Origin of the sequence: Sulfurimonas paralvinellae (assembly GCF_014905135.1) — a bacterium.
Taxonomy (GTDB): domain Bacteria; phylum Campylobacterota; class Campylobacteria; order Campylobacterales; family Sulfurimonadaceae; genus Sulfurimonas; species Sulfurimonas paralvinellae.
The window spans coordinates 1065054-1085322 of the sequence record NZ_CP041406.1 but is presented as its reverse complement, the minus strand read 5'-3'; the positions used below and the strand labels follow the sequence as shown (position 1 = coordinate 1085322).

Here is a 20269-nt window from a genome sequence, read left to right as displayed (position 1 = left end):
TTTAAACTATATGAGATATTTTGAAGTTTTAAGGCAATAAATTATGAAAAGAACAAAAAAACGAGAGACAAAACTTCCTTGGGAACATCCGAAACTTGAAGATGAAGAGCCAAAGGCAATTGAACTTATCAATACAATCAAAAACAGCCCGACATACAAACTTGCAATTGAGGACAGTGAGTTCTTGGAATCTAATGAAACTCGTGGTATCCGTCTTGAACTTGATTACCTTAAAGCAGAACTTGAAATTGCAAAACACGGGATAGAACACACAATCGTTGTCTTTGGAAGTGCGCGCATTATGGAACATCAAACAGCGATGCAGAAGCTTAAGGTCATTCAGGAAAAACTTGATAAAAAGCCTGAAGACAGAGAGTTGCTGCGTGAGTTCTATATAGCAGAGAGAATGGTCGGTAAAAGTATCTACTATGAAGATGCTCGCCGTTTTGGACGACTTGTCGGAGAGAGCGGGAAAAGTGCTGATGATTGTAAGGTCGTTGTTATGACCGGGGGTGGGCCGGGTATTATGGAAGCCGCAAATCGCGGTTCGTACGATGTAGGTGCAAAGACCATAGGTCTTAATATCCATCTGCCGCATGAGCAGTTTCCAAACCCATATATCACGCCGGATCTCTGTTTTCAGTTTCACTACTTTGCAGTAAGAAAGATGCACTTCTTAAATCGGGCAAAAGCCTTGGTAGTCTATCCGGGCGGTTTTGGAACATTTGATGAGCTTTTTGAAACATTGACATTGATGCAGACACGAAAAACACAAAATATGCCTGTAGTTCTGGTCGGCAGGAGTTATTGGGAAAAAGCGATCGACTTTGCATTCTTACAAGAAGAGGGTGTGATAGCTCCGGAAGATCTTGATATCTTTAAATTTGCAGACAATGCCGATGAGGCGTGGGAGCATGTACTCTCATGGCATAAAGAAAAAGGAAGTCCGCTCTTTGATTAAAGGAGCCAAAAGGAAGATAAATGGATATCTATTTCGCAGTGTTGAATTTTACACTCTCAGGTGCTATCGGGCTTATAGGATTGCTTACTTTGACAAAGGTTAGTACGCCAAGAGAGGTTGTTTTTGCTTCGCTGCCGCTACTTTTTGCTCTGCATCAATTTACAGAGGGGTTTGTATGGCTTGGTGTGGGCGGGCATATAGAACCAAGAGCCTTGGAGCTTGCTGCCGGTATATTCATTTACTATGCACAGGGAGTTCTTCCTTTTTTAGTACCTCTTGCCATCTGGCTCATTGAAAAGGACGGTTACAGAAAAAAACTTGTCGGCATTTTAACGTTCTTAGGTCTTGGGCTTGCTGTTTATACTATGTATGGACTTGCTACGGTTCCGAGTACGGTAAGAGTAGTGAATAACACACTTTTTTATAACAATCCATGGACAGCCAATATTTATGATGCTTCTATCTATGTGCTTACGACCTGTGGAGCCTTGATGCTGAGCAGTTCCATTGCCGTGGCACTCTTTGGTGTGTTAAATCTCATAGGTCTTACGATAATTTATCTGTTACGCCCTTACGGGTTTACATCACTTTGGTGTCTTTATGCTGCGGTTATCAGTGGGCTTTTGTATTTCCACTTTGTAGAGCGTCGTATAAAATTCTTACAAGACCTCAAGTTAAAGAGTGCTGAGTTCAGTGATAAGCTAAGCAGTGAGTTGGATGCTTTGAATAAAAAACGATTATTTACTTTTAAAAAGGCTTAATGATGAATAAACTAGAAGCAGAGAATATCTATTTTGAAATGGTACGCGGCCGTGCCTTTGAGTATGCAGCTAAAGAGCACTATATGCAAGGAGATATCTCAGGGTTTTTACATTTGGACATTGGGCAGGAAGCGCTCAGTGTCGCAGCTGTAAAAGCTTTTGAAAAAGGTGACATCTTCTCTACCTATCGTGAGCATATCATGGCAATGGCGCGAGGAATTGAACCGAGTGCCGTTATGGCGGAGCTTTTTGGCAAGGCAAGCGGCGTGAGCGGTGGAAAAGGCGGCAGTATGCACCTTTTTGAGCCTTCACATTTTTTTTACGGAGGCGATGCCATTGTCGGTGGACACATTCCAAACGCAGTGGGATGTGCTTATGCGAGAAAACTTCAAGGCAGTGAAGATGGTGTGATGGTCATCTTCGGAGACGGTGCAACAAACGGCGGCGCTTTTTTTGAGTCACTCAACAATGCAGCCACACAAAAACTGCCGCTTCTGTTTCTGTGTGAAAATAACGGTTATGCCATAGGTACTGCTATTACCCGTGCGGCTCCTTTTAAAGAGCAGGTAAAGAAGGCAGAGCCTTATATGCTGACATACAGTGTTGACGGCATGGATGCCGAGGCAGTTTACAATGTCGTGCGTGAGGCACAGACCAAGATACAAGAAGGGCACGGTCCTATCTTCATAGAGGCCTTTACCTGTCGTTTTGAAGGGCATTCTGTGAGTGATTCCAATGCGTACAGAAGTGCGCAGGAGATGGAACATTGTAAGGCAAAAGATCCGATAGAACACTTTAAAGCTGTGTTGCGTGAGAAGTATCTTTTGAGCGATGCAGATATCAGTACACTGGAAGAAAAAGCTCAAAAAGAGGTTGATGATGCAGTGACATTTGCAAAAGCGGCTGCTGAACCTGAAGTAGATGCTCTTTTTGAGCATGTGTTTGCAGAGGAGGTGTAGAATGTTATACCGTGAAGCTTTGAACAGAGCATATGATGAAGCGATGGCACTTGATGAGACAGTGGTGACACTTGGCGAAGATGTAGGCTTATATGGTGGGAGTTTTCGTGTCACTGAAGGGCTTGTAGAGAAGTATGGTGAAAAGCGGGTTATGGACACACCGATAGCGGAACTCAGTATCGTTGGAAATGCGGTAGGCATGGCAATAGGCGGACTGCGACCTGTGGCGGAGATAATGACTGGAAACTTTTCACTTTTAGCCTTTGATCAAATCATCAACCATATGGCAAAACTGCGTTATATGAGTAACGGCAAAATTACGCTGCCTATGGTGGTGCGTTTCCCACAAGGTGTGAGTAAGCAACTCGCAGCGCAGCACAGTGAAAGTTATGAGCAGATGCTCTGCGCAGTACCGGGACTTCGTGTACTGAGTGTCTGTGATGTGAACTATGCTTATCATGCACTTAAACATGCCATACTCTCTGATGACCCGTATATCTTTATAGAGCATGAACTGCTTTACAATAAAAAGGGAGGAGTGAACTTTGATGAGCAGCTTGACCCTTTTAAAGCGCGCATTGCCAAAGAGGGAAGATATGTTACAATAGTGAGTTACTTGAAGATGGTCGATGATGTGATGACGGCAGTTCCTGAGATAGAAAAAGAGCTTGGATGTTCCTGTGAAGTGATAGATCTCTGTTCGCTCAATCCTGTGGACTATGAAACGCTCAAAGCTTCCATAGAAAAGACATCCCGTTTGGTGATGGTCGAAGAGGATCATAAAACGGGTGGATATGGTGCGCAGATAGTTTCATGGGCGGCAGAAGAGCTCTTTTATGCCCTTGATGCACCGCCGCTGCGTTTAGCAGGTGCTGATGTGCCGATTCCTTACAACAGAACACTTGAACTTGCAAGCATTCCGACACCGGACTCTATCGCAAAAGATGTTATAGAGTGGGGCAGGAAAAACGATGTATGAGATAGTGATGCCTCAACTCTCTGACTCTATGGAGGAGGGAAAGCTCATCGCATGGAAAAAGCATCTGGGTGAGCATGTGAATGTCGGTGATGTTATCGCTGAGGTGGAGAGTGATAAGGCAATTATGGAAGTGCAGAGCTTTAAAGCTGGCATGTTATCTGAAGTGAATGTCAAAGAGGGTGATGCAGTGCCTGTCGGTAGTGTGATTGCACGGATTGATACCGGTGCAAAAGAGAGTAAAGCTCACGAGCCGAAAAAAGTGGAAGCGAAAGAAAAACCTGTAGTGAAACAAGTGAAGGTTCAAGAAACCGTAGCATCTGTAAAAGAGGAACCAAAAGAAGAGCCTCACGCAGTAGTGAAATCAGGCCATACAGCAGTGCATTTAAAAGGCGGTATCTCTCCAAAAGCCAGAGCAAAGGCGGCGGCACTTGGTGTAGATGTAGCAAAAGTAATGACAAAGAATGCAAATCAGACAGTGCATGCTGAAGATGTAGATGCTTATGCCAAAGAGCGTTATTTTACACCAAAAGCACGTAAGCTTTTACAAGCGTATCATCTCGATAGTTCACTCTTCGTACTTGATCATAAGATAGATAGCGATGAGGTACAGCACTACATCGACACAAATGAACTAAGTCTGCCAAAAGCATTGACATCTATGCAAAAAGCTATCATTTTAAATGTTACGGCTTCGGCAGCAAAACCAACCTTTCATATCTATGAGAGTATTGATGCCGCACTTTTAGAAAAACATACACAGCATAGTATTACAGCATGGCTTGTAAAAATATTTGCCAAAGTGATGATGCAGCATGAGAATTTTCGTGCAAAACTGCTTGAAAATGCCATTAGCATTGCGCCAAATGCTTCACTATCCATCGCCGTAGCAGATGATAACAACCTCTATATGCCTGTTATTAAAGATGCTAACAAACTGACGATAGATGAGATATCTAAACAGCTTGCCGCGTTTAAAAAGAAGCTGCAATCTTCATCGTTTAGTGCAGAAGATATGCAGGGCGGCTCGTTTGGAATCTCAAACTTGGGAATGCTTGGCGTGAAGCGATTTGATGCGATGATAAACAGAGATGAGAGCGGCATTATGGCCATTGGAGGCATTGAAGATGGAAAAATTAGTATTACTCTCACGGCAGACCATAGACTCATTAACGGCTATGAAGCGGCACTTTTTATGAACGATGTTAAAAAAGAGTTGCGTGAGCCTTTGAACTTTAAGGATTGAAACATGTATGACATTATTTATATTGGCGGTGGACTTAACTACGCAGGGGCGATCGTTGCGGCGAAAAATGGAAAAAAAGTAGCTTTGATTGAAAAAGATATGAATCAGCTTGGCGGGGTTTGTCTGCATAAGGGGTGTATCCCGTCCAAGATGTTTTTACACTACTCTAATGTCGTCTATGAATCCAAAAATGAGATTTTAAAAGGTTCACTGCAATTGGATATGAACACACTCTTTGAGAAAAAAGATGCCCTGCTAAAAAGTGTGACAAAAGTGCTGCAGAAGCAGTGTTCTCATATTGAGCTGATAGAAGGAGAGGGTAAGGTTGTTGCTCCTCATAAAGTGAACGTAAACGGTGAAACTTTAGAGGCTGAATATATTGTCATGGGAACAGGCTCGCATCATTTTGTACCTGATGGTATTGAACTCAATGAAAAGGACATCATCAGCAGTGACGGTGTTTTAAACCTAAAAGAGCTGCCCAAAAAAGTGGCTATTTATGGTGTTGGGGCTATTGGATTAGAGATGGCGAGTTTTTTTGCGACTGCCGGTGTGGAAGTGACACTCATCAACAGAAAGGAAGGTCTGCTTCCCAAGGCTCACGCCTCTATTTCTTTGGCTGTACGAACACAGCTTGAAAAACTTGGCGTTATTTTGTTGGAAAACCATCCTATTATAAAAGCAAAAAGCACTCAAAAAGGAGTGCATATCACCTTTGAAGATGGTAAAAGTATCTATATGCCGATGCTGCTTGTCGCAACGGGAAGAAAACCGAATGTTGATGTTGCTGCGTGTGAGGATATTGTCGTTGAACGCGGTATAAAAACAGATGCTTTTTTTGAGACGACTTTGGCGCAGCATTATGCCATTGGAGACTGTAATGGTAAACTTCAACTTGCTCATGCAGCACGTGCTCAGGCGCTTAATGTTACGCAGCAGATACTTGGAAACGATCCTCGTGCATTGAATTTGGAACATGTTGTGAAGTTCATTCATACACTGCCAATGAGTTATGCAGAGGTTGGAAAAACAAAAGGTCAGCTTGAAAAAGAGGGGATAGCTTGCAAAGAGAGTTTGGTGACACTCAACCAGTTTACATACTCGGTCTATAATCATGCCGGCAAAGGTTTGATGGTAAGTTATGTCGATGAAGAGGGCTTTATCTTGGGTGCTGAGATATTGGCTCCAAACGCTGAAGAACTCATCGCTATGGTCGCTATGAGCTTGGCAGGAGAGATGGACAAAGAGCAGGCAAAACGCACTATTTTGGCTCATCCGACATTTTCAGAAGCCTTAGAGAGAACATTTTACAAGTTATGATACTACATGATTGGGGTGAGATAGAATATACTCACGCAAGAGAGCGTATGCAGGAGATTCATACACGGGCGTTGTATGATAAACAGAACCACCTCATTCTCTGCTCACATCCCAATGTTTTTACGGTTGGCAGTGATACGAAAGAGAGTTTTGATGTTCGTGTCGTACAGAGTGACAGAGGTGGTTCCATTACCTGCCATACTCCTGGACAGTCTGTTTTTTACTTCTGTTTTTTGGTGCAAAATCCTGCGGTTTTTTATAAAAAAGTTCTCAATGCTTTTGAAGATTTCTTTATGAAAAATCTATCAGCAGTCACATATAATAAAGGCCGTCCTGGTTTTTATATACAAAACAGAAAAATCGCTTCTTTGGGGTTTCGTTATTCACAGGGAGTTTCACTGCATGGTGTAGCACTCAATGTTGATGTCGATCTGAATTTTCACTCTCAGGTAAGCCCGTGCAATCTTGAAGGTATTGTACCAACTTCACTCAAAGCTGAAGGAGTCAATCTCACGCAAGAGCAGGTCAATGATGAACTTATAATGATGATAAAGAAAAGTTTTGGTGATGCAGTTTAAGCCAAAGGTAAAAGCACCTCATCCAGAGTTTGTGGCAAATATGCAGAAGATACTGCAAAAAAATGAGCTTATGACGGTCTGTGAGGCAGCAGCGTGTCCAAACAGAGCCGAGTGTTATGAAAGAAGTAGTGCTACGTTTATGATTTTGGGTGATGTGTGTACTCGGGCATGTACTTTTTGCAATGTCAAAACCGGACATGGCGTGAGTGTCGATGCAGATGAACCAAAAAAACTTGCCAATGCCATAGAAGAGTTGGGACTTCAATATGTCGTTATTAGCTCTGTTGACAGAGATGATCTCAAAGATTATGGAGCAGGGCATTTTGCTGACTGCGTGAGGGCTGTTAAGGAGAAAAATCCAGATATCAAGATAGAACTCCTAACACCTGATTTCCATTATGATACAAAGGCTTTGGATATTGTCATACAAAGCGGTGCATATAAACTTGCGCACAATCAAGAGACAGTAAGAAGGCTGAGTAAAAGTGTACGGCCTCAGAGCGATTATGACCGTTCATTAAAAGTTTTGGAGTATTATGCTAAAAAAAGTCACTTAAGAGTAAAATCCTCTTTGATGCTTGGACTTGGAGAGTCTGAGAATGAGCTACGCTATAGTATGCGTGAGCTGTTGGATGTAGGTGTGAGTGAACTGACGCTTGGGCAGTATTTGCAGCCGACATCAAAGCATCATAAAGTTGAAAAATATTACTCTCAAGAGTTTTTTGATGCTATAAAAGAAGAAGCCTATGCTATGGGATTTGATGCAGTGGCTTCCGGAATACTTGTTAGAAGTTCGTATTTTGCAGAGGAGTTGGGAAGATGAAACAAGCACGATTGGTACTTGTACGGCATGGGCAGAGTGTTTACAATAAAGAAAATCTTTTTACCGGATGGACAGATGTTGCATTGAGTCCACAGGGTGAAAAAGAGGCACAGGATGTGGGAAGGCTGTTGAAAAAAAACGGCATCTACCCTGATATCTGTTTTACATCCTGGCTTAAACGTGCCATTCATACGGCACAGATAGCTCTGCGTGAGCTTGAGTGGGAACATATTGACTCACTGCGTTCATATAAGCTCAATGAACGTCATTACGGTGCATGGCAGGGACAAAACAAATCAAAGGTACTGCAGGAGTATGGAGAACAACAGTTTTTGGCTGTACGACGCGGTTATGATGTGCCTCCGCCGCCACTTGATGAAAACGACAGCCGTGTCGTCTGGAGGGATGCAAAATATGCGACATTTGAAAGAGCGCTGCTGCCGATAAGTGAATCGCTGAAAGATACGAAAAAAAGAGTTGTCGAATACTTTCAAGAGACGATACAAAAAGAGTTGAAAAAAGATAAAACCGTGTTCGTTTCTGCCCATGGAAACTCGTTAAGAGCACTTGTAATGCATCTTGAGCAGATAAGTGAAGAAGATGTCGTAAAACTTGAGATACCAACAGGTGAGATCATCGTCTATACTTTTACAACAGAGATACAAATAGATAAAAAAGAGATACTTTTAGGCTAAAAGAGAGCCTTTTATTGTTATAATCTAAAAATATAAAGGAAAACAGATGCAAGATTTTTTTGATGCGGTAATATTTGGTTTTAAAGAGATACTTCGGGCAAAGACAATGAAGTTCGCTATGCTTGGCGGCCTTATAATCAGTGTAGTATGGATTGTAATAGGTATCATATTATGGAATCCTATTATCTCATTTAGCAGTTCTATTTTGACGTACATACCGTTTTCTTTGATCCGTTCCAACGGTGCATGGATGCTCTCTACCTTTTTATGGCTGCAGGTTGTTCTTGTTACCTTTGCTTTGGTCTTTGCTTTTTTAGGCAATTTGATCATGGAAAAAGTACAGCGGGAAAAATATGCTTCGCTTACACTCTACATCGGGCTGACAAGTGCAGCTTTTTGGGGAGTTGTCTGGTTCTATGAAGGGGGCTATATCTATGCACAGTTTTTAAAACTCTTAACATGGCTGCCTTTTGAAACGATAGAAAAAGGGCTGGCTTATCTCATAGGCTTCTATATCATCTATACAGGCATTATTGTCTCCATTATCTTTGTTACAAGTGCTTATTCAGGTTCTTTTTTACAGCGCGTCAAAGAGAGACATTTTCCGTATGACAGAATGTATGATGAATATGAATATAAAACCATTACACAAACCATCAAAGATACGCTTATTTTTACGGTAGCTTCCATCATTTCATTCCCTTTATTGTTTATTCCTGTCATTAACTTTTTCATTCTGGTCGGGCTCTGGATATGGCTGATGAAAGACACACTTGCATGTGATACAGCGGCATTTGTTTATGGAGAAGTAGACAAAGAAAAACTAAAAGAGTATAAAGGTGCCATCTGGGGGCTGACTTTTATAGGCTCGCTTTTTAACTTTATACCTGTATTTAACGTTTTTGGTCCATATTTTACTGAACTTGCAATGTTTTACTATCTCAAAGAAAAAAGAGATTCATGAGCTACTACTTAGCTCTTTTACTGGTTTTTGGAGGGCTTGGACTTTTCATCTTCACTCTTATGATATTCTTAAAGGTAAGGGAAGAGAAACGGATCCAAAAACTCTTAGCCAAGCCTTTTAAAGAAGAATATAGAAAATATCTGCAAGCAACACCGCATTACAATAGGCTTACGCAAGAAGACAAAACCAAGATTGAACGATCCATCACTTTTTTTACAAATACAAAAGAGTTCATCGGTGTTGATATTGAAGTGACAGATGAGATGAAGGTTATCATAGCCTTCTATGCCTGTCTGCTTCTTTTACATAAAACGACCACGAACTGCTATGACAATCTAAAGACCATCATTATCTATCCAAATGCTGTTGCTTTTGAGAATGTACAGGCAACCAACGGCATCTACACAAAAGAGAAGTTTCTCATTGACGGGCAGTCTGCAAATGATACGGTCATCATTGTCTGGCATGATGCAAAAAAAGAGGCCTATCATCTGCGTCATGATAATGTCATAGTGCATGAGTTTGCGCATGAGATAGACTTTATGGACGGAGAGATAGACGGTATTCCTCCAATAGAGCGCTCAAAATATGATGAGTGGAGCCGAGTACTCTTTGGTGACTTTAAAAAGCTCAATAATGTGGCTTTAAAAAACAGAGAGTGGGGCAAATACAAACTGCTTGGCTCTTACGCCGCAACCAATGAAGCAGAGTTCTTTGCCGTTGCCACAGAACGCTTTTTTGAATCTCCGCACAGCCTGAAAAAACACTTCCCAGAACTCTATAAAGAACTTCAAGATTTTTACAAGATAAACACTGCAGAGCTTGTGCAATAAGAACTTTAGCAAACTCTGAGTATAATAAGAGAATTTTAAATAATGAAGAGTGGTAATGAGAGATTTTTTTAGACGTGTTGAAGATGGCAATGAAATAATAGTTGAGATAGACAGCAGTGCTTATGGATACTCACAGCGGTATGACTGGCTTTTGAGTGTTTTTATCAAATTTGATGCGGCAAATGAGGCTCAAAATGGCTTTGAAGAGTATCTTGAACTCAAAGAGTCGCTTATCATTGCTTTAGAGCATGATGAAAAGGCAAAATATGTCGGCGGCCGCAGTGTTGACGGCTGGAGTGAACTTTATTTTTATACTGCTGATTCAAAAGGGCTCACTGCTCAGGTTGATGCCATCTTAAAAGATAGCGGCTATAAATATGAAAGTAGTGTTGTGAGAGATTCAAAATGGGATTTTCATTATAAAAATCTCACGCCAAATGAGCTTGAAGTCGCACATATGCAGAGCGCAAAGATCATCTACCTTTTAGAAGAAGAGGGAGACAACTTAGAGACTCCCCGCATCGTTGAACACTATATCTCTTTTGATACACCAACACAAAAAGAGCGTTTTTTAGATAGCCTCACGCAGGAAAATTTCATCTTTAAAGATGAGATCAGTTCTGATGAGTTTGAAAACGGCATTGCTTTGACAAAAGAGCATGCTGTAACGGCAGAGGCAGTTGCTTCGGCTGTTGAAGAACTCTTTGAAATGCTTCAAAATAAAAAAGGCTACTACGAGGGTTGGAGCACAACACTCGCTTGTGAGGATTGATGTTTAAGATTGTCGGTTCCATAAACTACCTGCTGGTAGTCTTTCTGAATGCTTTTACCGATCTCGGGCATAAGATCATCATACAAAATACTGTTTTTAAAGTTTATGACGGTCCTACGCAAATAGTTTTGACGGCAATCATCAATGCACTCATTCTTTTTCCTTTCATTCTCGTTTTTTCGCCTTCGGGATTTTTGGCTGACAGATTTCCAAAAAACAAGATTATGGAATATGCGGCGCTTTTTGCTGTTGTCATCACTTTGGGCATCACCTATGCCTATTATCACGGTCATTTTTTACTTGCTTTTTCACTGACATTTGTTCTTGCTCTGCAGAGTGCCATCTATGGTCCGGCAAAATACGGCTATATCAAAGAGCTCTTTGGTGATAAATACATCAGTGGCGGAAACGGAGCTGTTCAGGCTGTCACCACTGTCGCTATCTTAGGCGGTATCATCTTTTATACAGTGCTGTTTGAAGGTATGTACAATGATACACTACTCACAGAAGATGCCATTCTTGAAGCTATCGCTCCAATAGGCTGGTTGCTGGTCGGCAGTTCTGTCATAGAGTGGTTTATGGCTTCAAAACTGCCAAATAAAATGCATACCGTTTGTGTAAAGAAATTCCATATGCGAAAGTATCTCAGTGGTTTTTATCTGGTGAAGAACCTCAAAACGGTCACGCGAAAAAGAGAGGTCTATGAAGCGATCATCGCGCTTGGTCTCTTTTGGTCTATTTCTCAAGTTGTTTTAGCAATATTTGGCGAATATGCAAAAGATGAACTTGGTGTAACAAATACAATCTATGTGCAGGGAGTGATGGCACTTGCCGGTATCGGAATTGTCATTGGCTCTATCATGGCCGCGAAATTTTCAAAGTACTACATAAACACAGGTCTCAGCGGTATTGGTGCTATAGGTATCACTCTGTTGGTATTTTCAATTCCATTTTTACACTCTATGTCAGTTATCGCTTTTGCTTTTACACTTTTTGGCATACTCTCAGGATTTCTTCTTGTACCTCTCAATGCCCGCATACAGCATTTGGCATCTTCTATTCATTTAGGAACGATTATCGCGGCAAATAATTTTATACAGAACATTTTTATGTTCTCTTTTTTGGTGCTGACAACGCTTTTTGCCTATTTTGGAATGAATGCGGAGATACTCTTTTATCTGATGGGTCTTGTCGGTATTTATCTTTCTTACCTACTTTTTAAGCGCTATTATGTTGATGTTTTTTGGGCTGTTATGGGATTACTTGGTTCATTACGACATAAGTATATTTATCATGGATTACAAAATATACCTGATGATAAAGCCGTGCTTTTGCTTGGTAATCATGTGAGCTGGTTAGACTGGATCATTTTGCAGCTGCCTCTTCGTCGAAGAATCAACTACATGATGGACAAAGAGATATACCACTGGAGAGTTTTTCATGCTTTTTTTAAAGCAGGAGAAGCTATTCCTGTTTCGCCGAAAGGCTTTAAAGATGCATTCAAAGAGGCTCACGCAAGACTTAAAAACGGTCGTATTGTCGGTATATTTCCAGAGGGAGAGATAACAAAAACAGGAGAGCTAGGCAGTTTTAAAAAGGGTTATGAGCTTATAGAGAAAGATTATGATGGCGTAATAGTGCCATTTTATATAAACAGCGGTATTTTTGGCAGCTCTTTTTCAAAATATAAACCGAAAAATGCTAAACTTAACTTATTTAAACGCAGGGTGATAGATGTCTATTTTGGTAAACCGCTTCCAAAAGAGACGACAAGTGATGAACTGCATGAGCTTATTTTGAAGATGAAGGAAAAGTATGAAGCTAAATAAACCAAAGCATAATCTCTTTAGAAACGGGATGTATGCTGTAGAGGGTTTTATTGATATTGTAAAAAATGAGACATCGTTCAAGTGGCAGCTGCTGATGCTGGCTGTTTTGGGAACTGTGGCATGGATATTACCTATTGGTTTTGGGTATTCGAGCATACTGTTTCTCTCACTTTTCATTCCAATCCTGGCAGAAGTGGCAAATTCTGCTTTGGAGCGTGTCGTTGATCTGGTAACAACGGATTATCATATTTTGGCAAAACAGGCAAAAGATGCAGGTGCGACACTGGTACTATTGAGCCTCATAGTGATGGTGCTTATCTGGAGTGCTGTTTTACTGGTGGCATTTAAGATAGTCTAAACAGGGAGCTTTTTTGAAATTTTTTCTTCTTCTTTTTTTGCTTGGCTCTATCCTGTTCGCACAAGATCGCCCAAAAATAGCACTTGTTCTTAGTGGCGGCGGTGCACGGGGCGGTGCGCATGTCGGCGTATTGAAGGTGCTTGAAAAAAATCGCATCCCAATCGATATGATAATCGGAACAAGTATGGGTTCTTTTATGGGAGGACTTTATGCAGCAGGAGAGACACCTGAAGAGTTGGAAAAGATGCTTGTTACAACGGATTGGAACCACTATATCAAAGCTGATTTTGATCGTGAAAAGATTCCTATGCAGCGAAAAAAATTGGATTACACATATCAAGGAAAGATGGGAGTTGGTGTAAATGCAGAAAATGAACTTGTTTTTCCTACCGGTGTATTAAAAAGAGAACCGCTGCTTTTGTACTTTGATCAATTAACATCCAATGTAAAAGATATTCAAAATTTTGATGAACTTTCCATTTCTTTTCGGGCAGTTGCGACGGATATTAAAAATGGGGATGCTGTTGTGCTCAAGTCAGGCTCCCTTGCGAAGGCCATTTATGCTTCAAGTGCGATTCCAGGAGGCCTACAGCCAATAAATATCAATGGAATTGATCTGATAGATGGCGGTGTCAGTGATAATATTCCCATAGATGTAGCACGTAAAATGGGTGCAGATATAATTATTGCAGTCGATGTGAGCGAGAACTTTTCTGAGACGCTTGATGTGGATTCATACTTGGTTGTTATGGGACAGCTTGTTGATATACTCATGCGTAAAAATGCGAATGAATCCTTAAAGCTACTCAGCGATAAAGATATTCTCATTGTTCCGCAGCTGAAATCGTACTCTGGACTTGATGTTGAGCACTATGCAGCTATCGTTGAAGCCGGTTATCAGGAGGCTCTTAAAAGTGAAAAAAAACTTCAGACTCTCTCTGTAAGCAAAGAGGCATATGCAAAATATAGAGCGAAACACCGCATGAAACATCAGGCAAAAGAGTTGGTTATTGATGCAATTGAAATTGAAAACGATACATATCTCTCAGATGAAATCATTAAAAGACACATTCGACAAAAGGTCGGTATGCCATTAAATGACACCATGCTGCGTGAGGATATATTGGCTCTTTATCATTTGACTGTTTTTGACAGTGTTAGCTATAAAGTAGTTCAAAAAAATGGCAGAAATATCTTACATATCACAACGACTCCAAGTTGGAATAATCATGGTGATCTGCTTTTCTCCATAGCTTTAGATGATGATTTTAATGGACACTCGTCTTACAGTCTCAAAGCAGGGTATATGATGTACGGTATCAACAGTCTGGGTGCAGAGTGGCGAACTTCTTTGGAAATAGGTAAGAAACAGCACTATATGACAGAGTTTTATCAACCGATCGATTATATGCAGATGTTTTACCTGAGGCCTTTTCTCTCATATGAAAAGATGACCTATGTTGTTCCAACAGATTCTCTTGGAAATCAAGAGCTTAAAAGTACAGGATATGGCGGTGGTTTGGCATTTGGTGCCAACCTGACAAGCAGTTTTAAAACAGAACTGAATATTGCAGCATACAGAGATAGATCTGACGTCGCTGTTTTTGATTACTCAGAGAAATTTAATGCGAGACAGCTCAATCTGATATTTTTATATGACAGTTTAGATAATTATAATTTTCCAAATAGTGGTGCCTTGGGAGAAGTGAACTTCAAAAAAGATGCAAAAGCATGGGGCAGCGATTATGATTATGAACAGTTATACGGGAAAATTCAAAAGCCCTTGACATACAAAGATAATACATTCATTCTTAATGCAAAGCTGGGAAAGACAAATATTAAAAGTCAAACAGCAGGGCAGGTTACAGTTTATGATAAGTTTGAACTTGGCGGAATGTTTAACTTATCCGGCTATCAACGCTACAAATTTGCAGGAAATAATGTTGCCTTTGCCAGTGCCATGTACAGATACCGCATTAAAAATGGCGGTTTTTTTGGTTCTTTAGGTATGCCTCTTTATGCAGGTGCCACTTTAGAGAGCGGAACAACTTGGAACGAAGGAAAGCATTTGCATGCATCTGATCTGAAATCTTCGGGTTCGATATTTGTAGCTGCTGATACCCCTCTAGGAGCTTTTTATTTTACCTATGGACGGGCAAACTCAAGAAATGACAGTTTTTATTTATATTTAGGAGAGAAATTTTGAAAAAAACAACGTTAATTATTGGTGCAGGCGGTGTTGGTCGTGTTGTCGCACATAAATGTGCGATGAATGCAGATGTTTTTGGAGAGATTGTGCTGGCAAGCAGAACGAAATCCAAATGTGAAGTGATTGCAGATGAGATTACTAATGTAGTAATAAAAACAGCTTCTGTTGATGCAGACAATGTTCAGGAGATTGTAGAGCTGATTAAAGAGTATAAAGCAGATATTGTCATCAATGTAGCACTGCCGTATCAGGATTTGAGTATTATGGATGCCTGTATAGAGTGTGGTGTCGATTATCTCGATACAGCGAATTATGAGCATCCTGATGAGGCGAAATTTGAGTACAAAGAGCAGTGGGCTCGTGATGAAGCTTTCGCTGAAGCGGGTATTATGGGACTGCTTGGTAGTGGTTTTGATCCTGGTGTGACAAATGTCTTTTGTGCGTATGCCCAAAAACACTACTTTGATGAAATTCACACAATCGATATACTTGATTGTAATGCCGGTGATCACGGCTATCCTTTTGCAACGAATTTCAATCCGGAGATCAATCTACGTGAGGTAAGTGCTAACGGGCGTTATTGGGAGAGCGGTAAGTGGATAGAGACAGAGCCGATGGAGATAAAAATGGTCTGGGACTATCCTGAAGTTGGTCCAAAAGATAGTTATTTGCTCTATCATGAAGAGATGGAATCGCTTGTGAAGCATATCAAAGGACTCAAACGCATCCGATTTTTCATGACCTTTGGCGAGAGTTATCTCACGCATATGAAGTGTTTGGAGAATGTTGGCATGCTTGGTATAGAACCGGTTGAACATAAAGGACAAAAGATTATTCCAATGGAGTTCTTAAAGACACTACTTCCAGATCCGGCTTCATTGGGACCTCGTACAAAGGGAAAAACGAACATCGGAATTGTTGCAGAAGGCATAAAAGACGGCAAGAAGAGAAAAATATACATCTATCAGGTAAGCGACCATGAAGCATGCTACAAAGAGGTGAAATCTCAGGCGGTATCGTATACAACGGGTGTACCTGCCATGATAGGTGCAAAGCTGATGCTTGAGAAGATCTGGTATAAAGAGGGTGTGCATAATATGGAAGAGTTCGATCCGGATCCGTTCATGGATGAACTCAACAAGCAAGGACTTCCTTGGAAGATTAAAGAGTTGGAGTAGTTATGACCTATGAAGATCTAGTTAAAAACATTGATGATATGCCGCCGCTTTCTAAAGTTGCAATGGTTATTCAGGGACTCTATGCCAATGGAGCACGAAATGTTGATGTAAGAAAGTTGATTCGTATGATAGAAGCGGATGTTATGCTTACGGCAAATATCTTAAAGACAATAAATTCACCTTATTATGGTTTTAGAAGCCAAATATCCTCTATTTCGCAGGCAGTGACACTTTTAGGGACACAGCAGATATACTCACTTGTTATTCATTATGCCATATCGCAGCATTTAACGGCAGATACGACGATATACGGCTTTAACAATGCACAGTTCAATGAGATGTGTATCCTGCAGAGCTCGTTAATGATGCAGTGGTATGCAAAGATCGATCTGCATGACACGCATATACTGACATCTTTAGCACTTATTATGGAGTCTGGCAAGATCATTATTTCAAAAGAGTTGATGGGTAGTGATTATCGTGAAGAGTATAGAAAAGGCTTTTTAGCTTGTGAGAATATTCCGAAGTTTGAGCAGGAGTTTTTATCGACTACTTCTTATTATCTGAGTGCATTACTCTTTGAACACTGGAATTTGACACCGATTTACTCGATAGTCTTGAAAAACCTTGACAGAAATGAATCAGAGTATGATGAAGAGGTTGATGCAATCTTTTCGCAGTATATCAAAGCGATAGATGTCATTCGTACGGCTATTAATCTCAAAGAAGTTTTGACAGATGCCTCTATACAAAAAGCTGCTGCAAAAGTCGCTCAAATGGGTCTAAGCAGTGAAGATTTTGAAACAGTTGCCAACAGGATACGAAAAAAGTATGAAGAATCAGCCTAAAGAACTAGAGACGCCTTATTATCTCTGTGAAGAGGAGCTCTTAGAAAACAATCTTAAGATTTTGGATCGGGTGCAAAAAGAGAGCGGGGTAAAAGTGATCTTAGCTCTGAAGGGTTTTGCGATGTGGTCTACTTTCGAGTTGGTATCAAAATATCTGCAGGGCTGTACAGCAAGTGGACTCTATGAAGCAAAACTGGCACGAGAAGAGTTTTGCAAATTCAATCCTCACGCAGAGGTCCATACCTACTCACCCGCTTTTAAAGAGAGTGAGATAGAAGAGATAGCTTCCATCTCTGATCATATTGTTTTTAATTCTCCAAATCAATTAAAGAAATTTCTTTGTAAAGTCAAAGAAATAAATCCAAAAATAGATATTTCTTTACGTGTCAATCCTGAAGTTTCATCTTCGCCTGTTGATATTTATAATCCATGCGGACTTTATTCAAGACTCGGTACAACATTGGAAAATATGGATGAAGAATCCCTAAAACAGGTAGATGGACTTAATTTTCATGCACTTTGCGAGCAAGATGTTGATGCTTTGGAGGCAGTTCTTGAGAGTTTTGAGGAAAAATTTGCACAATATCTGCCAAATTTGAAGTATGTTAACTTTGGCGGAGGGCATCATATAACAAAAAAAGGCTATAATGTTGATGGAGTTATTTGGATAATCAAAGAATTTAAGAAAAAATATAATAATATAGATGTTTATCTTGAACCAGGTGAAGCTGTCGGCTGGGAGACTGGGTATCTGGTCTCAAGTGTACTTGATACTTTTAAAAACGGTATGAACATAGCTATTTTGGATACATCGGCTGAAGCACATATGCCGGATACTTTGGCGATGCCTTATCGTGCCGAAGTGAGGGGTGCGGGTGAAGCCGGTGAGAAAAAGTACACTTATCGATTAGGTGGCAATACCTGTCTTGCCGGTGATATCATGGGAGATTACTCTTTTGATAAACCTTTAAAAGTTGGCGATACTCTCATTTTTGAAGATCAGATTCACTATACCTTTGTGAAAAATACAACTTTTAACGGTATAAAGCTGCCGTCTCTTGCCATCAAACGCAGAGATGGTACTGTAGAGCTGATTCGTGAATTTGGTTATGAAGATTATAAAAACAGATTGAGTTAGGAGAAAGAATGATAGAAGATAAAGAGAGATGGAATATTCGATATAAAGAGAAGCCTTTTCGTGATTATGTTGAGCCGATTATTGAAAAATATATAGATCTGGCAAATAAAGGACGTGCTTTAGATATCGCATGCGGGCAGGGTAGAAATACACATTTTATAGCCGAGAAAGGTTTTGAAGTGGATGCAGTTGATTTGAGTGATTATGCACTTTCTTGCGTGAGAGATGAGCCAAATATTCATAAAATAGAGGCTGATCTCGATGAGTATAATTTAGAAAAGAACAAGTATGATCTTGTTGTCAATATGAACTATCTCAACCGTCGTTTTTATCATCAGATAAAAGAGGCATTGAAGCCAGATGGTTTAGTGATTTTTGAGACATTTATCATAGCTCACGGAGATTTTGATAATCCTCAAAACCCAGAATATTTACTACGCAAAAATGAATTGCTGCATACATTTATAAGTCTTGATATTATCTACTATGAAGAACATGATGATATCAATCTTCGTGGGGAGAAAACCCGTGTAGCTTCGCTTGTAGCGCAAAAAAGATCCTGTTAGCAATTTCATGTCAAAAATTGTAGCGGAAATTTATGAGTTTTTACGAAAAGAGGATCTGCTACAAAATTCACCACCGCTATGGTGGCCGAATGCAGGAACTTTTGAAGTAGTGGTCAGTGCTGTTCTTACACAAAATACCACCTGGAAAAATGTTGAAAAGTCTCTGAAAAATCTAGAAGGATTTTTAACACTTGAAAGCTTCTTGACACTGGATGAAATTGAACTAAAAGAGAAGATTCGACCAAGCGGATTTTACAATCAAAAAGCTCCTCGGCTTTTACAGCTCTCACGCAATATTAAAGATGAATTTAAAAACTTTGAGACTTTTGGACAAGAGGTCTCACGCAAATGGCTGCTGGAGCAAAAAGGGATAGGAAAAGAGAGTGCTGATGCAATTCTATGCTACGGGTGTCTGCGTGAGGAGGTGGTTGTTGACAGCTACACAAAACGGCTTTTGAAGAGATTTGAGATAGAATTTAAAGAGTATGATGATTACAAAGAGTATTTGGAGTCGGGATTGCGTGAGGTTATTCCAAAAGAGCAAATCTTTGAAACTTTTGCACTGTTTCACGGCATGATAGTGGAATATAATAAAAAAGTGAAGTTATAACCCTTCCATAAGAACATTCCAGAGTCGATCGATCTCTTTGTCATTTAAAAAAAGAGAAGATTTGTTTTCATAGAGTTCATAAAGTCCTTTTGCGTTGATGGCATAGGTATGTGAGCAGTTAGGATGTGTCGGCAGATATGCCCGAATAAGGGCAATATTTTCTTCAAGTCTGCGTGAGCATAAAAAACAATATTTGTCCTGATGAAGGCGACCCTCCTGTTCAAGCAGTTTTACATAACTCTCTATTGCTACTCTTTTTGGGTTCTGTCTATTCCACTCCTGGGAAGCATGCTCTAAAAGTTCATAGTAAAAAGAGCCGATATCTTCTGCATCCTTGAGGTGTCGGTAGAAAAGTCCGCTAAAGCTCTGCCAAAGTCTCAGTTGTTCATGATTGTTTATCCACGGATAGCCGATATGAATGACATCTTTCAAGCGTCCGATTGTACTTTTAGAGGATGGTTCGATCTCATAATCGATCAAAAAGCCAAGATTGATGACGCCGTGACGTGCTCCATAAAATCTATAAAGCGTCTCTAAGTTCCCGTTTGATAAAATTGTAACTATCAGATCTTCTTCTTTAACACGGTTAAGACTTATGATAAAACCTTTCAAACACTGCTTCCTTTATACACATCTTACTAAAAT

At 40.3% G+C, this 20269-nt stretch carries 21 protein-coding genes; 20 read left to right on the top strand and 1 reads right to left on the bottom strand.

Going from position 1 to position 20269, the window contains the following annotated elements; genetic code table 11:
* Positions 1-43 precede the first annotated feature (43 nt).
* The 20 genes from FM071_RS05650 to FM071_RS05555 are packed head-to-tail and all read left to right on the top strand — an operon-like array spanning position 44 to position 19624.
* Positions 44-961, top strand: a complete 918-nt coding sequence (locus tag FM071_RS05650; RefSeq protein ID WP_193109718.1) for an LOG family protein — start codon at positions 44-46, stop codon at positions 959-961.
* Positions 962-981: 20 nt separating this feature from the next.
* Complete coding sequence (locus FM071_RS05645) at positions 982-1722, top strand: DUF6629 family protein (RefSeq protein ID WP_193109716.1); 741 nt, start codon at positions 982-984, stop codon at positions 1720-1722.
* 2 nt (positions 1723-1724) lie between these two features.
* Complete coding sequence (locus tag FM071_RS05640) at positions 1725-2681, top strand: thiamine pyrophosphate-dependent dehydrogenase E1 component subunit alpha (protein ID WP_193109715.1); 957 nt, start codon at positions 1725-1727, stop codon at positions 2679-2681.
* A gap of 1 nt (position 2682) precedes the next feature.
* Positions 2683-3660: an alpha-ketoacid dehydrogenase subunit beta gene (locus FM071_RS05635; RefSeq protein ID WP_193109713.1), complete on the top strand. Its 978-nt coding sequence runs from the start codon at positions 2683-2685 to the stop codon at positions 3658-3660.
* Positions 3653-4903: a dihydrolipoamide acetyltransferase family protein gene (locus FM071_RS05630; RefSeq protein ID WP_193109711.1), complete on the top strand. Its 1251-nt coding sequence runs from the start codon at positions 3653-3655 to the stop codon at positions 4901-4903. The genes FM071_RS05635 and FM071_RS05630 overlap by 8 nt, the downstream gene beginning before the upstream one ends.
* A gap of 3 nt (positions 4904-4906) precedes the next feature.
* A complete protein-coding gene (locus tag FM071_RS05625) occupies positions 4907-6223 on the top strand; it encodes a dihydrolipoyl dehydrogenase family protein (RefSeq protein ID WP_193109710.1) in 1317 nt (438 codons plus the stop codon).
* On the top strand, positions 6220-6801 hold the full coding sequence (lipB, locus tag FM071_RS05620) for a lipoyl(octanoyl) transferase LipB (protein ID WP_193109708.1): 582 nt from the start codon (positions 6220-6222) through the stop codon (positions 6799-6801). Before FM071_RS05625 ends, lipB begins: the two co-directional genes overlap by 4 nt.
* The gene (lipA, locus tag FM071_RS05615) at positions 6791-7624 is read left to right on the top strand and encodes a lipoyl synthase (RefSeq protein WP_193112037.1); all 834 of its coding nucleotides are present in this window, start codon (positions 6791-6793) and stop codon (positions 7622-7624) included. Before lipB ends, lipA begins: the two co-directional genes overlap by 11 nt.
* Entirely contained in the window at positions 7621-8319 is a 699-nt protein-coding gene (locus FM071_RS05610) for a 2,3-bisphosphoglycerate-dependent phosphoglycerate mutase (RefSeq protein ID WP_193109707.1), read from the top strand. The genes lipA and FM071_RS05610 overlap by 4 nt, the downstream gene beginning before the upstream one ends.
* A gap of 46 nt (positions 8320-8365) precedes the next feature.
* On the top strand, positions 8366-9283 hold the full coding sequence (locus tag FM071_RS05605) for an EI24 domain-containing protein (protein WP_193109705.1): 918 nt from the start codon (positions 8366-8368) through the stop codon (positions 9281-9283).
* Positions 9280-10116: a M90 family metallopeptidase gene (locus FM071_RS05600; protein ID WP_193109703.1), complete on the top strand. Its 837-nt coding sequence runs from the start codon at positions 9280-9282 to the stop codon at positions 10114-10116. Before FM071_RS05605 ends, FM071_RS05600 begins: the two co-directional genes overlap by 4 nt.
* Before the next feature lie 55 nt (positions 10117-10171).
* Positions 10172-10888 (top strand): DUF695 domain-containing protein, encoded by a 717-nt coding sequence (locus tag FM071_RS05595; protein ID WP_193109702.1) that lies wholly within the window; start codon positions 10172-10174, stop codon positions 10886-10888.
* Positions 10888-12717: an MFS transporter gene (locus FM071_RS05590; protein WP_193109700.1), complete on the top strand. Its 1830-nt coding sequence runs from the start codon at positions 10888-10890 to the stop codon at positions 12715-12717. Before FM071_RS05595 ends, FM071_RS05590 begins: the two co-directional genes overlap by 1 nt.
* A complete protein-coding gene (locus FM071_RS05585; protein WP_193109698.1) occupies positions 12704-13075 on the top strand; it encodes a diacylglycerol kinase in 372 nt (123 codons plus the stop codon). Before FM071_RS05590 ends, FM071_RS05585 begins: the two co-directional genes overlap by 14 nt.
* Before the next feature lie 13 nt (positions 13076-13088).
* Complete coding sequence (locus FM071_RS05580; protein ID WP_193109697.1) at positions 13089-15281, top strand: patatin-like phospholipase family protein; 2193 nt, start codon at positions 13089-13091, stop codon at positions 15279-15281.
* A complete protein-coding gene (locus FM071_RS05575; RefSeq protein ID WP_193109696.1) occupies positions 15278-16462 on the top strand; it encodes a saccharopine dehydrogenase family protein in 1185 nt (394 codons plus the stop codon). Before FM071_RS05580 ends, FM071_RS05575 begins: the two co-directional genes overlap by 4 nt.
* A 2-nt stretch (positions 16463-16464) precedes the next feature.
* Positions 16465-17310, top strand: a complete 846-nt coding sequence (locus FM071_RS05570) for an HDOD domain-containing protein (RefSeq protein ID WP_193109695.1) — start codon at positions 16465-16467, stop codon at positions 17308-17310.
* Positions 17294-18448: a carboxynorspermidine decarboxylase gene (gene nspC / locus FM071_RS05565; protein ID WP_193109693.1), complete on the top strand. Its 1155-nt coding sequence runs from the start codon at positions 17294-17296 to the stop codon at positions 18446-18448. The genes FM071_RS05570 and nspC overlap by 17 nt, the downstream gene beginning before the upstream one ends.
* Before the next feature lie 8 nt (positions 18449-18456).
* Positions 18457-19014 carry a class I SAM-dependent methyltransferase gene (locus FM071_RS05560; protein WP_193109691.1) on the top strand — a complete coding sequence of 186 codons (558 nt, stop codon included), beginning with the start codon at positions 18457-18459 and terminating at the stop codon, positions 19012-19014.
* Between the two features lie 7 nt (positions 19015-19021).
* On the top strand, positions 19022-19624 hold the full coding sequence (locus FM071_RS05555; protein WP_193109689.1) for a 3-methyladenine DNA glycosylase: 603 nt from the start codon (positions 19022-19024) through the stop codon (positions 19622-19624).
* Here the strand turns inward: FM071_RS05555 and recO are convergent.
* Positions 19619-20236, bottom strand: coding sequence for a recombination protein RecO (gene recO, locus FM071_RS05550; RefSeq protein WP_193109688.1), 618 nt, complete (start codon positions 20234-20236; stop codon positions 19619-19621). The two genes, FM071_RS05555 and recO, sit on opposite strands and share 6 nt — an antisense overlap.
* Positions 20237-20269 lie beyond the last annotated feature (33 nt).

What these genes read in the sequence shown, in the direction of transcription:
- FM071_RS05650 (WP_193109718.1), top strand. Translation starts at nt 44, where the DNA reads ATGAAAAGAACAAAAAAACGAGAGACAAAACTTCCTTGGGAACATCCG.
- FM071_RS05645 (WP_193109716.1), top strand. Translation starts at nt 982, where the DNA reads ATGGATATCTATTTCGCAGTGTTGAATTTTACACTCTCAGGTGCTATC.
- FM071_RS05640 (WP_193109715.1), top strand. Translation starts at nt 1,725, where the DNA reads ATGAATAAACTAGAAGCAGAGAATATCTATTTTGAAATGGTACGCGGC.
- FM071_RS05635 (WP_193109713.1), top strand. Translation starts at nt 2,683, where the DNA reads ATGTTATACCGTGAAGCTTTGAACAGAGCATATGATGAAGCGATGGCA.
- FM071_RS05630 (WP_193109711.1), top strand. Translation starts at nt 3,653, where the DNA reads ATGTATGAGATAGTGATGCCTCAACTCTCTGACTCTATGGAGGAGGGA.
- FM071_RS05625 (WP_193109710.1), top strand. Translation starts at nt 4,907, where the DNA reads ATGTATGACATTATTTATATTGGCGGTGGACTTAACTACGCAGGGGCG.
- lipB (WP_193109708.1), top strand. Translation starts at nt 6,220, where the DNA reads ATGATACTACATGATTGGGGTGAGATAGAATATACTCACGCAAGAGAG.
- lipA (WP_193112037.1), top strand. Translation starts at nt 6,791, where the DNA reads ATGCAGTTTAAGCCAAAGGTAAAAGCACCTCATCCAGAGTTTGTGGCA.
- FM071_RS05610 (WP_193109707.1), top strand. Translation starts at nt 7,621, where the DNA reads ATGAAACAAGCACGATTGGTACTTGTACGGCATGGGCAGAGTGTTTAC.
- FM071_RS05605 (WP_193109705.1), top strand. Translation starts at nt 8,366, where the DNA reads ATGCAAGATTTTTTTGATGCGGTAATATTTGGTTTTAAAGAGATACTT.
- FM071_RS05600 (WP_193109703.1), top strand. Translation starts at nt 9,280, where the DNA reads ATGAGCTACTACTTAGCTCTTTTACTGGTTTTTGGAGGGCTTGGACTT.
- FM071_RS05595 (WP_193109702.1), top strand. Translation starts at nt 10,172, where the DNA reads ATGAGAGATTTTTTTAGACGTGTTGAAGATGGCAATGAAATAATAGTT.
- FM071_RS05590 (WP_193109700.1), top strand. Translation starts at nt 10,888, where the DNA reads ATGTTTAAGATTGTCGGTTCCATAAACTACCTGCTGGTAGTCTTTCTG.
- FM071_RS05585 (WP_193109698.1), top strand. Translation starts at nt 12,704, where the DNA reads ATGAAGCTAAATAAACCAAAGCATAATCTCTTTAGAAACGGGATGTAT.
- FM071_RS05570 (WP_193109695.1), top strand. Translation starts at nt 16,465, where the DNA reads ATGACCTATGAAGATCTAGTTAAAAACATTGATGATATGCCGCCGCTT.
- nspC (WP_193109693.1), top strand. Translation starts at nt 17,294, where the DNA reads ATGAAGAATCAGCCTAAAGAACTAGAGACGCCTTATTATCTCTGTGAA.
- FM071_RS05560 (WP_193109691.1), top strand. Translation starts at nt 18,457, where the DNA reads ATGATAGAAGATAAAGAGAGATGGAATATTCGATATAAAGAGAAGCCT.
- FM071_RS05555 (WP_193109689.1), top strand. Translation starts at nt 19,022, where the DNA reads ATGTCAAAAATTGTAGCGGAAATTTATGAGTTTTTACGAAAAGAGGAT.